General features: G+C 76.3%; 7 protein-coding genes. 1 reads left to right on the forward strand and 6 read right to left on the reverse strand.

All coding sequences use genetic code 11. The features are described 5' to 3' along the window. Positions 1 to 95: 95 nt before the first annotated feature. On the forward strand, positions 96 to 4,028 hold the full coding sequence (locus LRS74_RS08700) for an SCO5717 family growth-regulating ATPase (protein WP_347178115.1): 3,933 nt from the start codon (positions 96 to 98) through the stop codon (positions 4,026 to 4,028). Positions 4,029 to 4,237: 209 nt separating this feature from the next. Here the strand turns inward: LRS74_RS08700 and LRS74_RS08705 are convergent, their stop codons facing one another. From LRS74_RS08705 to infB, 6 genes are all read right to left on the reverse strand, one after another. Then, positions 4,238 to 5,200 carry a bifunctional riboflavin kinase/FAD synthetase gene (locus LRS74_RS08705; protein WP_277740470.1) on the reverse strand — a complete coding sequence of 321 codons (963 nt, stop codon included), beginning with the start codon at positions 5,198 to 5,200 and terminating at the stop codon, positions 4,238 to 4,240. Between the two features lie 105 nt (positions 5,201 to 5,305). After that, on the reverse strand, positions 5,306 to 9,937 hold the full coding sequence (locus LRS74_RS08710; RefSeq protein ID WP_277740471.1) for a serine protease: 4,632 nt from the start codon (positions 9,935 to 9,937) through the stop codon (positions 5,306 to 5,308). 789 nt (positions 9,938 to 10,726) lie between these two features. After that, the gene (gene truB, locus LRS74_RS08715) at positions 10,727 to 11,650 is read right to left on the reverse strand and encodes a tRNA pseudouridine(55) synthase TruB (protein ID WP_277740472.1); all 924 of its coding nucleotides are present in this window, start codon (positions 11,648 to 11,650) and stop codon (positions 10,727 to 10,729) included. Next, a complete protein-coding gene (gene rbfA / locus LRS74_RS08720; RefSeq protein ID WP_144381778.1) occupies positions 11,647 to 12,099 on the reverse strand; it encodes a 30S ribosome-binding factor RbfA in 453 nt (150 codons plus the stop codon). The genes truB and rbfA overlap by 4 nt, the downstream gene beginning before the upstream one ends. Positions 12,100 to 12,214: 115 nt before the next feature. Then, on the reverse strand, positions 12,215 to 12,511 hold the full coding sequence (locus LRS74_RS08725; RefSeq protein ID WP_144381777.1) for a DUF503 domain-containing protein: 297 nt from the start codon (positions 12,509 to 12,511) through the stop codon (positions 12,215 to 12,217). Positions 12,512 to 12,684: 173 nt separating this feature from the next. Continuing rightward, a complete protein-coding gene (gene infB, locus LRS74_RS08730; RefSeq protein WP_277740473.1) occupies positions 12,685 to 15,786 on the reverse strand; it encodes a translation initiation factor IF-2 in 3,102 nt (1,033 codons plus the stop codon). Positions 15,787 to 15,892 lie beyond the last annotated feature (106 nt).

Raw genomic sequence — 15,892 nt, forward strand, 5'->3', positions numbered from 1 at the left:
CCCCTCGCGTCACACAAGGGGATAGCCGAGCGCACGACGGCAACGGTCGGCCTCGCCAGGGACATCCAAGGTGCTCGACCACACCAGGAGGCATTGTGAGCAGCGATCGGGACGAGATCCGCGCGGGCGGAACCACACCCGGCGATGATCGATCCGACGCGGATTACGAGCACACCGGCGAGTTCACCATCGACTACAGCACGCCGTCCTGGTACACGCAGGACGCGGCGGCGACGCCAACCCCGCCCGCGCCCGCCCCGGTCCCCGCGCCGGGTCCCGACGCCGCGGGTTCGGACCTGCCGGGCTCGGACCTGCCGGGCTCGGACCTGCCGGGCTCGGGTACTCCGGTGAGGGGCGGCGAGGACGCGGCGGCCGGCGCCATCCCGGGCGCCGGCGACGCCGAGTCGCCGACGCTCCCGCCGCCGACCGGCGAACCGTTGGTGATCCCCGGACTGCCGGCGCCCGGCGAGGACTTTCCGCCGCCGCCGTCGGTACCCGCCTTCCCGCCGGCTTCTGAGGCCGCCTCGGACACGGCGGCCGCCGACGACTCCGCGCCCGTGTCCTCCTCCGAGGTCGCGTCGCAGGACGCGGTCGCCGACGTGACGCCCGCCATGGAGCCCGCGCCGGAGTCGGAGGCGCGGATCGAGCCGGTGCCGGCGCCCGAGGCCGAGGAGCGGACCGCCGATCCGGAACCCGAGTCGGCGGCTGGGCCGCTGCCTGCGTCGGCGTCTGAGCCTGCGTCTGAGCCGACGTCCACGTCGACGTCTGAGCCGGTGTCGGCGCTGGCCGGCGCCGAGGACACCGCCGAGGGTGCCAGCGGCGACGCGCTCGGCTCCGCGGCGGTAGGCGCCGGGGCGGTCGGCGCTGCCGGGGCGGTCGGCGCTGCCGGCGCGGTGTCTGACGGCCCGTCCCACGACGTCCGCGCGGCGCAGGACGCGTCGTCGCCCGCCGCCGACGCCCCCGCCCGGGACGACGCCCCCGGCCGGGACGACGCCTCGTCCGTCGCGGCGGCGGAGACTCCCGCCGACGACGGCGCGGACCGCGGCGACCTGGTCAGCAACGCCACGATGCGCTTCCCCGGCCCCGCCGCGGCGCGCAGGGCCGCCGAGGCCCGTGCGGCGGAGGACGCGGGCGCCGCGCTCGCCGACGCTCCGGCACGCCCCGAGGGCACGATGCAGTTCTCCGGTGCCGCGCTGCGCCGCCGGGCGGCGGCGGAGGGCGTCGACGACTGGCCCGCCCCGTCGGCTGCCCCCGCCGTGGCCCCGGTCGACGCCGCGGCCACGGCCGCCCCCGTCGAGCCGCGGGACACCCCACCACCGCACGCCGCGGCCGCCGACGCTCCCGCCGCCGGCTGGACCCCGCCGCCGGCCCAGGGCGGCGGACTGCCGCCGCTGCCGCCGGACTTCCAGCCCGCCGCACCGCAGGCCGGCGCCCCGGCCCCGGCCCCGGCGGGCGCGCCGGACTCCCCGTGGCCGCCGCGGGGCGCCGACGCGCCGGTGCCGCCACAGGGTACGGACCCCGCGGCCGCCGACTCCTTCCAGCAGCAAGCCGCTGCCTGGCCCCCGCCGGTGCCCGGCACGCAGATGCAGCCCGGCCCCGTTCCGGCCCCCGGCCCGGTGCCGGCTCCCGGGGCGGGCGCCGTCCCGACGCCCGGTCAGCAGCCCGCCGGGGCGCAGGCGTCCGGTGCCCCCGGCAGTCACGAGCTCGCGCGGCCGGCGACCGCCGACGCCGCGGCGCCACAGGGCCAGGGCGCCCCGGCCCCCGCCGCGCCCGCGCCGCAGGGGGGCTACGGCTTCCCCCAGCCCGCGCCCGGCGCCGCCGTTCCGGGTTCCGCTCTGCCCGGCGCCGCCGTTCCGGGTTCCGCTCTGCCCGGCGCCGCCGGCACGTCCGGCCCGGGCGTCCCGTCGACCGCCCCCGACCCGTCGGGCGGCCCCGCCGGTCAGGCGTCCCCGCAGCCGTATCCGGCGGCGAACGTCCCCGGCGCGCCCGGCCCGACGGCGCCTGACGGGGGGCCGGCAGCACAGCCCGGCTACGGCCACCCGCAGCCCGGCGCGGCCGCCGGGCAGCCCGTGGCGCCGGGCCTCGGCCAGGCCGCTCCCCACACCTCGACCCCGCAGAGCGGCTACGGATTCCCGCATCCCGGTCCCGGCGTCGCGGCCGCGCCGGGCCAGGGCGAGGGTCCGGGCCGGCCTTCGGCCCCCACCCCCGACACCCCCTCCCCGCAGGGCGGCTACGGCTTCCCGCAGCCGGGTGCCGGCGCGGTGCCGGGCCAGCCGGCGGCTCAGCAGCCCGCCGCCCATCCGGCCGGTTACGGCTATCCGCAGCCGGGCACGGCCGCTCCGGTCCCCGGACAAGCCGGACAGCCGGGTCAGCCGGCGCCGGCCGGCTTCGCCCATGCCCAGCCGCCGGTCCAGGCCCAGCCGCCGGTCGACGTCGCCGCGCGGCAGCCCGCGCCGGGCCTGCCGACCGGGCAGCAGCAGCCGGCCGCGGGGCAGCAGCCCTTCGCCGTGCAGCAGGACGCCCGACCCGCCCAGCCGCAGCCAGCCCAGCCGCAGCCCGACCCGCGGCAGGGCGGCGCGCCGCTGCCCGGTGCCGACGCTGGCCCCGTGGACCCGCGGACCGGCGGCTGGCCCACCATCTCGCCCGAGCAGCGCCAGCGCGGGCACGGGGCAGGTGCGCCGCTGGGCTACACGGCGGCCGTGGAGCTCTCGTCCGACCGGCTGCTGCGCTCGAAGCCGAAGCCCAAGAAGCAGGGCAATCCGGGCGGTTCGCGGTTCAAGATCGGTGGCAAGAAGGAGGAGGCCGAGCGGCAGCGGAAGCTGGAGCTGATCCGTACGCCGGTGCTGTCCTGCTACCGGATCGCGGTGATCAGCCTCAAGGGCGGCGTCGGCAAGACGACGACCACCACCGCCCTCGGCGCGACGCTGGCGAGCGAGCGCCAGGACAAGGTGATCGCCATCGACGCCAACCCGGACGCGGGCACCCTGGGCCGCCGGGTGCGCCGCGAGACCGGGGCGACCATCCGCGACCTGGTGACCGCGATCCCGTACCTCAACAGCTACATGGACATCCGTCGGTTCACCTCGCAGGCCCCGTCCGGCCTGGAGATCCTCGCCAACGACGTGGACCCGGCGGTCTCCACGACCTTCAACGACGAGGACTACCGCCGCGTCATCGACGTGCTCGGCAAGCAGTACCCGATCATCCTCACCGACTCGGGCACCGGCCTGCTGTACAGCGCGATGCGCGGGGTGCTCGACCTAGCCGACCAGCTGATCATCATCTCGACGCCCTCCGTGGACGGCGCGAGCAGCGCGAGCACCACGCTGGACTGGCTCTCCGCGCACGGCTACGCGGACCTCGTCTCGCGCAGCATCACGGTCATCTCCGGGGTCCGCGAGACCGGCAAGATGATCAAGGTCGAGGACATCGTGTCGCACTTCGAGACGCGATGCCGCGGCGTGATCGTCGTGCCCTTCGACGAGCACCTGGCGGCGGGCGCCGAGGTCGACCTGGACATGATGCGGCCGAAGACCCGTGAGGCGTACTTCAACCTCTCCACCATGGTCGCCGAGGACTTCACCCGGGCGCAGCAGGCCCAGGGCCTGTGGATGGCGGACGGCGACTCCCAGCTGCCGCCGCATCTGGCCCCGCCGATGCCCGGCCAGCAGCAGCCCGGCGCCCCCGCCCCGTACCCGCCCCACCAGGCCCAGCCCGGCCAGCAGCAGCCGGGCTACCCGCAGGCGCCGCAGCCGGGTGGCCCGCAGGCCGGCTGGCAGCACCAGCCGCAGCCCGGCGCGCCCGGGGCGCAGCACCCGGTGCCCGGCCAGCCGTACGCCCAACAGCCGGGCCAGCCCTGGCCGCCGCAGGCCTACGGGCAGGGGCAGCAGGCCCAGCCGGGCCAGCAGGTGCCACAGCCCGGGGCCCAGCCGGGCCAGCCCGGCCCGGCGCCCGAGGGCGCACAGGGCGCACAGCCGGGGCCGTACGGCCAGCCGTACCCGCAGCAGCCCGCCGGCCCGCAGCAGTAGCCGGGCGCCCCGGCCCGGTCGGACCAGCCGACCGGGCCGGGTCAGCCGGCGGTCACCCATCGCGCGTCCCTCACGTCGGCATCACGATCCGTATAACGAGGTAAGGCCCCGGGCACGTCGCCCGGGGCCTTACCTCATACATGATCACGAATGCGGGGGTTGAGGGACCCCGGCCGGCCGGTCGGACGCGGTGGACGGGCCCGGCGGTGTCAGCTCCGGCGCGCCGCCGCGTGCTCCTCGACCAGCTCGCGAGCCCGCTTCACATCGATCGCCATCCGCTCCAGCAGCGCCTCGATCGACTCGAACTTCTCCTGGCCGCGCAGGTAGGCGAGGAAGTCCACCGCCACGTGGAGCCCGTACAGATCCAGCCCGACGCGATCGATGGCGTACGCCTCGACCGTCCGGTCCACCCCGTCGAACTGCGGGTTGGTGCCGACCGAGATCGCCGCGGGCATCATCTCGCCGGCAGCCGTCAGCCAGCCGGCGTAGACGCCGTCGGCCGGGATCGCGGTGTGCGGCAGGGTCTCCACGTTCGCCGTGGGGTAGCCCAGCTCGCGGCCGCGCTGCGCGCCGCGCACCACGACGCCCTCGACGCGGTGCGGACGGCCGAGGACCTCCATGGCGCCCTCGACGTCGCCGGCGGCGACCAGCCGGCGGGCGAGCGTGGAGGAGAACGGCTCACCGCCGCCCGCCTCCCCGCGCTCGTGGAGGTCGATGACCTCCACGTCGTAGTCGTAGGTGGTGCCGAGCTCCTTCAGGAACTCCACGGTCCCGGCCGCGCGGTGGCCGAAGCGGAAGTTCGGACCCTCCACGACGACGCGCGCGTGGAGCTTGTCGACCAGCACCTTCACCACGAAGTCGGCCGGCGTGAGTTGGGAGAACTCCGCCGTGAAGGGGAGCACCAGGACGGCGTCCACGCCCAGCTCGGCCATCAGCTCCGCGCGGCGGTGGTGCGGCGCGAGCAGCGGCGGGTGGCTGCCCGGCCGCACGACCTCGCTCGGGTGCGGGTCGAAGGTGACCACGACCGTGGGCAGCCCCAGCTCACGGGCGCGCGCCACCGCACGCCCGATGATCAGCTGATGACCGCGGTGCACGCCGTCGTAGGAGCCGATGGTGACGACGCTGCGTCCCCAGTCCTCGGGGATGTCCTCCAAGCCACGCCAGCGCTGCACTGTGCCCGCTCCTCGCCCGAACCTTTGTCTGCCTGTCATGATTTCGCAGGTCTAAGACTGCCATGCCGGTGCGACACCGCTCGCATCGGCCGCCCGGCACGGCCGTCACCTGCCCCTCTGGTCGGCCGTCCACTCCCCGGCCCGCCCTCCCGGCCACTCGACGGGCCGCCCCTCCGCCCACTCGGTCCGCCGGCCGACGCGCCCTCCCTGCGGCCCGCCGGGCCACTCCCCGGGTCGCTCGTCCGGCCACTCCCCTGGGCGCTCGTCCGCGCGGCCGGCAGTCCGGCCGCGCGGATGTTGCCGAAGGCGCCGCCGCACCGGGACCGTCACCGCCTCGGGCGGCTCGCGCGGCCACAGCAACGAGTTCCCGGCCAGCACCTCGCACTCTCGGCGCGCGCCCGGCCCCACCACCGCCGCCCACTCCGTCGGCGCGTCCTCCAACCAGCCGCGCACCAGCCGTGCGAACCCCGGCACCTCACGGGCCAGCTGCACCAGCCGCCGGTCGAAGCAGGCCGCGCCCTCGGGGGTGCGGACCATCAGGGCGCCGATGCGGTGCACCAGGTCGCGGGAACGGGCCTCGCCGCGGTCCGCCGCGCCCTCGGCGGCCGCCCGCAGCAACGCGTCCAGTACGGCCGCGTTCCCACAGCCCGCGCCGCCCGGCTCGTAGCCGCCGTACGGATCGTCGCCGCTGTACGGATCGTCGCCGCCATACCGCTCGCGCTCCAGCAGGACGTCCAGGAGCTCCTGCCGCAGCGGACGTGAGACCGCCGTGCCCGGCGCCGCCAGCACCGGCGCCAGGGCGTGCCGCACCTGCGCGGGCTGGCGCCGCAGCAGGCCGACGACGAGCGGAAAGAGCACCGCCCGCGCGGACGGGCCCTGCTCCAGCCGGCGGTCGACGAACTCCGCGGCGTAGCGGGCGGCGGAGGGGCGGCGCTCCACCAGCTCGCGGACGAGGGCGGCGGCGCGCCGCGCGAGGGCGGGGGCGCCGATCTCGGCCAGCGCGCGGAGCACCTCTCCCACTCCCTCCCCCGGCTCGTACAGCCGCGCCTGTAAGACGGTGAGCACCGGCTCGGGGTGGGTCTCCAGGGCGGGTACGAGCGTGATCGGCGGCAGGTGCGGATCGCCGGCCGCGAAGCGCGCCAGCGCCTGCGGCAGATGCCGGGCCCGGGTCGCCGGGTCGCGGACGAGGAGCGCGAGCGCGGCCCCGTGCAGCGTGCAGTCGGCGGGGCGGTCGAGCAGGGTCAGCGCCGAGTAGCGCAACAGCTCGCGGTCGACCTCGGTGCCCACCCAGCGCACCGCCTGCAGTCCGTAGGCCGCGGCCGCCACGTGCCGCTCCGTGCGCTCGTCGTGCGCCCATCGGTCCACGGCCCGGCAGACCGCCGACGGCTCGTCCTCGGCGAGTGCGGTCAGCAGCTCGTCGGCGCGCGGGTGCGCCGACTCGACCAGCGCCTCCACCAGGTCGTCGACGGCCCGCAGGCGATGGGTGTGCAGCAGGGCCTGCGCCGCGGCCGCCACGGTGGGCCGGAGGTCGAGCTCGTCCGGCGGCGCCGAGACCGCCAGCGGGCGCTCGTCCGTGAACCACCGGCACAGCAGCGGCTGCACCCCACACGGATCGGCCCGCAGCAGCCCCGCCACGGCCCCCAGGAAGCGGTCCGCGGCGCGCCGCGCGGTGCCGTTCCCCGAGGGCGCGGGCGGCGCGTCCGCGGGGATCAGACGGCGCAGCAGATCGACGCGGTCGGCGGTGGTCAGCGGCAGCCGCAGCCAGAACCACGGGCCGAACTCGGCCAGCGCGCCGAGCGGGTGCGGGGGGCGGGGGCCGCCCCGGCCGCCGGGGGCGCGGTATCCGCCCGGCGGGCGGACAGCGGCGGGGCCCAGCGGCCGGCCGACGGCCCCGGGGCAGGTGGTGGGGCCGATCCATCCCGGCGTGTCGAGCGGGTATCCGGACGGCGCCCCGCGCGGCGTTTCGGACGCCGTTCCCGGCGGGGGCGGTGAGGGCGGTGAGGGCGGCGTGGGCGGACGGGCACCGCTGGTGAAGCCGCCCTGCTCGATGGAGCGCTGGGTGATGCGGTCCGCCAGCGGCTCCAGGACCTCCCGGTACGCGCCCGCGTCCGGCACCCGCAGCAGGACCTCCCCCAACAGGTGGGCGGCCCACCACGAGGCGTCCGCCGGCGGGGACGGGACGCACGCCGCCAGATGGTCCAGGGCGTCGATCAGGTCCCGCAGCCGGCGGACCAGGGCCCCGGGGCCCGCGCGGCGGCTGAGCAGCAGCAGGGCCTGGACGACGGGGCCGATGCGATGCCGGGGCACGGGGATGCGCCCGGAGCCGCCGACGCGCCCCGCCCGGCCGCCCCCGCCCCCCGCTCCGTCCGGCTCCCCCGCCACCGCCTCCTCCCACACGGACGCGGCGGCGGAACCGGGCGGGGGCGGCACGTGTTCCGCGTTCACCGGCGCCGAGGGCGGCCGGGACGGCAACCGCCCCGGGCCGACCGGGCCCCGCGCTCCCTCGCCCGACCGGGCACCGGGCCCCCCGTCCGATCCACCCCCTGGCCCGCCGCCCGCGCCCCCGCCCGCCGGGGCGGCATCCGTCCCGGCTCCGGCCGGCGGCGTCGCCTCGGGCTGGGGCCGGAAGCCGTTCCGGGGGCTCGGCGCGGCGATGACCTCCGGGTCGTACCAGCGGTGGACCAGCGCGTAGAGGGCGGCGTCGAGGTCGAGATGGAGGCCCTCCAACCAGTCCGCGAACTCCTCGTGGGCGAAGCGGTAGCCTCCGCCGGCCGGAACGAGCAGCCCCTCGGACAGCACGGCCGAGGCCCACCCGGTGCGCCAGGGGAAGATCTCCTCGAAGGAGTCGCGGTCCAGCTCGCCCTGGCCGGGGCCCAGGCAGCGGCGGGCGGCCTCATGGACCTGCCCGGCGACGCGCGCGGCGAGCCGCCGTACGGCCGTGCCGCGTCGGGGCGGCCGCTCGGCGGCGGCGAGCCGGACGGCGACCCGCAGACAGACGAGGTCGAGATAGGCGGCGAAGATCTCGCAGCGGTCGGGGGGCGGCTCCTCCGGTTCGGGGGCGCGCCCCGTACGGCCGTCGGCGCGGCGGTCTGCGCCGGCCGCTTCCCCGTCCCCCGCTCCGCCGTCGCCGCTGTGGCCTGCGCCGGCCGCCGCCCCGTCCCCCGCTCCACCGTCACCGCGGTAGCCTGCGCCGGCCGCCGCCCCCTCCCCCGCTCCACCGTCACCCCCGCCGCTCCCGTCGCCGACCGCCCCAGGCGCCCCCGGGAGCGCCGCGCGGACCTCCGCGAGCAGGCGGAGGGCGAGAGGGTGCCGGGCGTCGCGCTCGGCGAGTGAGCCCGCCGGCAGACCGTAGCGCTCACGGAGGTGCTCCGCCTGGCGGGGCGAGAGCTCGCCCAGTCGTACGCAGTCGGGCAGCGTCCGCGCGGGGGCGCCGGGCGGGACGGACACCGCGCGGCGCGGGCGGTGGAGGGCGTGGTCGGGGAAGAGCGCCCCGGCCCGCTCCCAGTGTTCGGGGCGGCAGGCCACCACCAGCCGGGCGTCGGCCTCGCGCAGCCAGCGGGCCGTGGCCGCGGTCCACTCGGCGAGCCGGTGGGCGAGCCGGGGCGGCATCTCCTCCGGGCCGTCGAGCAGGACGAACAGCGGTCGGCCGGCGGCGCGCGCGAGGCCGGCGACGTCCTCGGGGGTGACGGCCGAGGCGTCGCCGACGGTGCCCGCCGGGCCCGCCGAGGCGGTGACGACGCGGCCAGCCGCGCGGAGCGCGCGGGCCACCGCCTCCCGTACGCTCCCGTCCCCCGCGCTCAGGTCCGCCCCGCGCAGCCACACCGTGGGCGCCGGCTCGGGGCCCCGGGCGCGGCGGGCGGCCAGGGCCGCCAGCTCCGTCGTACGGCCCGTCCCCGCGTCTCCGACCAGCCCCAGGACGAGCGCTTCGCCCTGGGCGAAGCGCTCGAACTCCCTGCGGGTCCGGGGCCGCTCCACCGGGCTCTCCGCGGCGCCCGGCGCCCGCCAGGCGCGCGGGCCGCCGGCCGAGCCGGCGGAGGTGGCGGTGAGCTGGAGCGCCCCCGCCAGGTTGAGGTCCCGACCGTAGGCGGGCACGGTCGCGGCGTTCCGGTCGAGCAGGGCGGCGAGCGGCCCGCCCGGGTCCGCCGCGGCGGCGGCGCGCAGCGGAACGGCGAAGCCGCCCGCGCGGTGCCCCGCGTGCAGGGCGGTGCCCACCACGGCGACCACGGCCCCGGTGCGCGCGTCGAGCACCGGGCCGCCGGCCGCCTCCCCGCCCAGCTCCATGTCGACACTCGGGACGCGCCCCCGCCTCCGCGCGGCACCGGTCTCCAGGGTCAGCTCCAGCGCCGTGCCGAGGAGGTGGAATCGGTCAGTCGCGGTGTACGTCACCGTGGCGGAACCGACCACCCGCGCGGTGAGCCAGTCACGCACCCGCAGCCGCACCGCCGCGTCCGGCTCGATCGTGCCGGCCGCCGCCACCGGCAGCGGCGGCACCCCGAGCCCCTCGGTCCGCACCAGCGCCAGATCGGCCTCCGGAAGGGCGGTGACCGCCTCCGCGTCCACCAGGAACGTGCGGTCCCCCGGCGCGTACAGCACCAGCCGGGCCAGCCCGTCCACGGTCTCGTGGCTGGTCACCAAGGTGCCGTGGGCGTCGGCGAGGAATCCGGTGCCGCGCGGGCGCCCGGCCAGGTCGCGGATGCGCACCAACGCCTGGTCCGCCCCGGCCCGCCGCGCCACCATCCGCCGTACCTCCCCCTGGCGCCGCCCCGGGCACCCGCCCCCGGCACCGCGTGCCGCCCCTTACCAAGCCGTCCGTAGACGTCTCCGGAGGTCCCTGGACGTTCCTGGGCGCCCTCCTCCCCCGGCGTCCTCCGACGGTAGGGAGCGGATGATCAGCGGGACAGTGCGTGGCTGGAACGCGCCCCCTTCCACCCCCGTGATTCACTCCGAGCGCCTGCCCGAAGGGGTGAATCATGCCCTCCGAATGGATAGGCAAGAGGGGGTGGGGGGTGAGGAGACGTGGGGCGGGCGGCGCGCGCACGGGGCTGCGCCGCCGCCCGCCCCACGGGGCCGCTCGCGCGGCGCGCTTACGCCGTGCGGCGCGCTTACGCCGTGCGGCGCGCTTACGCCGTGCGGCGCGCTTACGCGGTGCGGCGCGTGATGACTGAAGGTGGCTGGTCCGGTCGGCGGGGCACCGGTGCGCGGTGACCCGGCGGGTGCGGTGGGTTCGGCACCGCCGGAACCGTTCGAAGGGCCTCTCGCCGTCGCGGCGGGATGTGGGGGCTGATCCGCCGGAACCGTTCGATGGATCTCTCGCCGTCACGGCGGGACCGCGCGCCGGCCCCGCGGAGAAGTGGCCGTCGTGACGGGATCGCGCGCCTGGCCCCGCGGAGACCTGAGGCCGTCGTGGCGGGATCGCGCGCCTGACCCGGCGGGTCACCTCCCGGGGCGGGCTGGAGAAAGCGCCGGCCGGGCTGGTGGCAGCCCGGCCGGTGGGATGACCTTGGGGCCGGAGCCCGAAGGTCTGGTTCAGGCGAAGACGGCCAGGCTCTTCGCCTTGCCGCCGCGGTTCTCGATGAGGGCCAGGAAGCGGCCGTCCGGGGCGAAGACGGCGATGGGGCCGTCGGTGGCCGCGGCGGCCGGCGAGAGGCCGGCGGTGGCGATCCGCACGCCGTTGCCGAGCAGGCGGGCCTGTTCGGCGTCCACGTCCCAGCGGGGGAAGGCCGCGGCCGCCGCCTCGGCGATCGGCATGATCTCCAGGGACTCCTGGTGCTGCTCCAGCGTGCGGCCGCTGTCCAGGCCGTACGGGCCGACGCGGGTCCTGCGCAGCGCCGTCAGGTGACCGCCGACGCCGAGGGCCGCGCCCAGGTCGCGGGCGAGCGCCCGGATGTAGGTGCCGGAGGAGCAGACCACGGTGACGTCCAGATCCAGCACGTCGGTGCCGTCCTCGGCGGTGGCCGGGCGGTCCGCGTGCAGGACGAAGGAGGAGACGGTCACCGGGCGGGCCGGGAGCTCGAAGTCCTCGCCCTCGCGCACCCGCGCGTACGACCGCTTGCCGTCGATCTTGATGGCGCTCACCTTGGACGGCACCTGCTGGATGTCGCCGGTCAGCGCGGCGATGCCCTGCTCGACGGCGGGCAGCTCCACCCCGGTGGCCCCGGTCGACGCGGTGATCTCGCCCTCCGCGTCGTCGGTGAGGGTGGTCTGGCCGAGCCGGATGGTGGCCCGGTACTCCTTCTCGGTCAGCGCCAGGTGGCCCAGCAGCCGGGTGGCCTTCTCCACGCCGATGACGAGCACGCCGGTGGCCATCGGGTCCAGCGTGCCCGCGTGGCCGACCCGACGGGTGCGGGCGATGCCGCGCATCTTGGCGACGACGTCATGCGACGTGAAGCCGGACGGCTTGTCGACCACGACAAGGCCGTCCGGCGTGTGGGGCTTGTCGACACGCTTCATTCCGCGGCGGCGCCGTCCTCGTCGTCGGTGCCCGGCTTGCGGTACGGGTCGGCCTCGCCGGCGTACCGGGCGCCCGAGGACGCCTCGCGCACCCTCGCGTCCGACTGCTTCGCCTTGGCGAGCAGGTCGTCGATGGTGCGGGCGGTGTCCGGCAGCGCGTCGGCCACGAACGTCAGCGTCGGGGTGAACTTCACCCCGGCCGCCCGTCCGACCTCGGAGCGCAGGATGCCCTTGGCGCTCTCCAGGCCGGCGGCCGCGCTGGCCCGCTCCTCGTCGTCGCCGTAGACCGTGTAGAAGACGGTCGCCTCCCGCAGGTCGCCGGTGACCCGGGTGTCCGTGATGGTCACGTGCGAGCCGAGGCGCGGGTCCTTGATGCCACGCTGCAGCTTCTGGGCGACCACCTCCCGGATGAGGTCCGCCAGCTTCTTCGCCCGCGCGTTGTCGGCCACTGGTCCGTCTCCTTCTTGTCTTCCACAATCTTTACTCGGCTGGGGCCTGGGGGCCCGCGGCGGCGCCGCTGATGTCACAGCCTCCAGGTCAGCACAGTCGGCGACCCCGACGCACTCAGTCGTCATGGTCGCCGTGGAGCCGCCGCCGAACGGACAGCAGCTCCACTTCCGGCCGTGCGGCGACGAAGCGCTCGCAGCGGTCCAGTACGTCCGTGAGGTGCCCCGTGTCCCCGGAGACCACCGCCAGGCCGATTCTGACCCTGCGATAGAGGTCCTGGTCCCCGACCTCCGCCGCACTCACCGCGTACTTGCGCTGGAGCTCGGCGACGATCGGACGGACGACGGAGCGCTTCTCCTTCAGCGACCGTACGTCGCCAAGGAGGATGTCGAAGGACAACGTCCCTACGTACATATGAGACGGGTCAAGCCACCCGTGGGGCCTCGTGTGTATGCCCTGCGTACTCCGCCGCCATCGGGCGACGGGAACACCAGAACCGTACACGCAACGGCCGGGGCCGATCGACGGAAATAATCCGCCGACCGGCCCCGGGCCGTCTACCGCGTGTCAGCTACGCGATGAGGCGATCAGCCGCGCGGCTTCTCCCGCATCTCGTAGGTGGCGATGATGTCGTCGACCTTGATGTCGTTGAAGTTTCCGAGGTTGATACCGCCCTCGAAGCCCTCGCGGATCTCGGTGACATCGTCCTTGAAGCGACGCAGACCCTCGATGTTGAGGTTCTCCGCGACCACCTTGCCGTCGCGGATGAGGCGCGCCTTGGTGTTGCGCTTGACCTCGCCGGAGCGGATGAGCACACCCGCGATGTTGCCCAGCTTGGACGAGCGGAAGACCTCGCGGATCTCCGCCGTGCCCAGCTCGACCTCTTCGTACTCCGGCTTCAGCATGCCCTTCAGGGCCGCCTCGATCTCCTCGATCACCTGGTAGATGACCGAGTAGTAGCGCACATCCACACCCTCGCGCTCGGCCATCTGCGTGGCACGCCCCTCGGCGCGCACGTTGAAGCCGATGACGATGGCGTCGGAGCCCGTCGCCAGGTCGATGTCGGTCTCGGTGACCGCACCCACACCGCGGTGCAGGACGCGCAGGTCGACCTCGTCGCCGACGTCGAGCTGGAGCAGCGAGGACTCCAGGGCCTCGACCGAACCGGACGCGTCGCCCTTGATGATGAGGTTGAGCTGCTGCACCTCGCCGGCCTTGAGCACCTTGTCCAGGTCCTCCAGGGAGACCCGGCGGGTCCGCTTGGCGAAGGCCGCGTTGCGCTCGCGCGCCGCGCGCTTCTCGGCGATCTGGCGGGCGGTGCGGTCCTCGTCGACGACGAGGAAGTTGTCGCCCGCGCCCGGCACGTTGGTCAGACCGAGCACCAGGACCGGGGTGGACGGACCGGCTTCCTCGATGGTGTTGCCGGTGTCGTCGTGCATCGCGCGGACACGGCCGTACGCGTCGCCGACGACCATGGTGTCGCCGACCCGCAGGGTGCCGCGCTGGACCAGCACGGTGGCCACGGCGCCGCGGCCGCGGTCCAGGTGGGCCTCGATCGCGATGCCCTGGGCGTCCTGCTCCGGGTTGGCGCGCAGGTCGAGCGCGGCGTCCGCGGTGAGGACCACGGCCTCCAGCAGGTTGTCGATGTTCAGACCCTGCTTGGCGGAGATGTCGACGAACATGGTGTCGCCGCCGTACTCCTCGGCCACCAGGCCGTACTCGGTCAGCTGGCCGCGCACCTTGGTCGGGTCCGCGCCCTCGACGTCGATCTTGTTGACCGCGACCACGATCGGCACGTCGGCCGCCTTGGCGTGGTTCAGGGCCTCGACCGTCTGCGGCATGACACCGTCGTTGGCCGCCACCACGAGGATCGCGATGTCGGTCGACTTGGCACCGCGGGCACGCATGGCGGTGAACGCCTCGTGACCCGGGGTGTCGATGAAGGTGATCTTGCGCTCTTCACCGTTGACGCCGGTGGAGACCTGGTAGGCGCCGATGTGCTGGGTGATGCCGCCGGCCTCGCCCGCCACCACGTTGGTCTTGCGGATGGCGTCGAGCAGGCGGGTCTTACCGTGGTCGACGTGGCCCATGACGGTGACCACCGGCGGCCGCGGCATGAGCTCCTCGTCGCCGCCCTCGTTCTCGCCGAACTCGATGTCGAAGGACTCGAGCAGCTCGCGGTCCTCCTCCTCCGGGCTGACGATCTCGATGTTGTAGTTCATCTCGTCGGCGAGCAGCTGCAGCGTCTCGTCGGAGACCGACTGGGTCGCGGTGACCATCTCACCCAGGTTGAACATGACCTGGACGAGCGACGCCGGGTTGGCGTTGATCTTCTCCGCGAAGTCGGTGAGCGAGGCACCCCGCGACAGCCGGACCGTCTGGCCGTTGCCGCGCGGCAGCATCACGCCGCCGATGGACGGGGCCTGCATGGCCTCGTACTCCTGGCGCCGCTGACGCTTCGACTTGCGGCCACGACGCGCCGGACCGCCGGGGCGACCGAAGGCGCCCTGCGTGCCACCACGGGCACCCGGGCCGCCGGGACGACCGGCGAAGCCGCCGGGACGGCCACCGCCGCCACCGAAGCCGCCGCCACCGCCGGCACCGCCGCCGGGACGACCGGCGAAGCCGCCGCCACCACCGGGACGGCCAGCGCCGCCACCGCCGGGACGACCGGCGAAGCCGGGACGACCGCCCCCGCCGCCGCCGGGACGACCGGCACCGCCGGGACCGCGACCGCCGGCACCGGGGCCGGGACGCGGGCCGGCAGCCGGACGCTGCGGCATCATGCCCGGGTTCGGGCGCGGGCCGCCGGGACCGCCGCCGGGACGCGGGCCGCCGCCCTGGGCACCCTGCGGACGCGGCATGGCGCCCGGGGTGGGACGGGGACCACCAGGACCGGACGGACGTCCGGCACCGGGGTGTCCGGCCTGGCCGGCACCCTGCGGGCGCGGGCCGCCGGGCGCGCCGGGGGCACCCGGACGCGGAGCACCGCCCGGCCGGGGCGCCTGCGGGCGCGCCATGCCGGTGGAGCCACCGGAGGTGAAGGGGTTGTTGCCCGGACGCGGGCCGGCCGGACGAGCGCCGGGGCGCGGCGCGCCGGAACGGCCGCCGGGGCCCTGGTCACGGCCCTGGCCGGGGCCACCCGGACGGGCGCCGGGGCGCGGGCCGGGAGCGGCACCGGGCTTGCCGGGACCACCGGGCTTGGCGCCGGTCGGCTTGGGGGCCGCGGGCGCCGGGGGCGCGGTGAACTCGGGCTGCGCCGGGGCCGGAGCCGCGGGCGCGGCCGGGCCGGGCTTGGGACCGGGCACCGGAGCCTTGGGGCCGGGCGTCGGACGCGGGCCCGGGGTGGGCGCCTGGGCGATCTTGGGGGCCGCCGGAGCCTCGGGCGTGACCGGCCGCGGGCCGGGCGTCGGGGGCTTGGGGGCAGCCGGACGGGCCGTCGGGGCCGGGGCGGCCGCCGAAGGCGAGGGGGTGGGCTTGGCCGGCGCTGCCTTACGCGGCGCCGAGGGCTTACCAGCGGATCGGCCGGAGCCGCCCTGGAAAGCGTCAGTCAACTTGCGAACAACCGGCGCTTCGATCGTCGAAGACGCCGAACGGACGAATTCGCCAAGTTCTTGGAGCTTGGCCATGACGACCTTGCTCTCAACTCCGAACTCCTTGGCGAGTTCGTATACCCGGACCTTAGCCACTTCGCTCCTTCTAGGTCCGGGGTGGTCGTCCGCCGGACCGTCGCTACTTCATGGGCGTACTCATCGCGTACTCATCGAGTGCTCATCGCAATCTCGACCTACTTCC

The organism is Streptomyces sp. LX-29, from assembly GCF_029541745.1.
Classification (GTDB): Bacteria; Actinomycetota; Actinomycetes; order Streptomycetales; family Streptomycetaceae; genus Streptomyces.

Coding starts and splice junctions, on each gene's coding strand:
- LRS74_RS08710 (WP_277740471.1), bottom strand. CDS start 9,937: ATGGTGGCGCGGCGGGCCGGGGCGGACCAGGCGTTGGTGCGCATCCGC.
- truB (WP_277740472.1), bottom strand. CDS start 11,650: ATGAAGCGTGTCGACAAGCCCCACACGCCGGACGGCCTTGTCGTGGTC.
- LRS74_RS08725 (WP_144381777.1), bottom strand. CDS start 12,511: ATGTACGTAGGGACGTTGTCCTTCGACATCCTCCTTGGCGACGTACGG.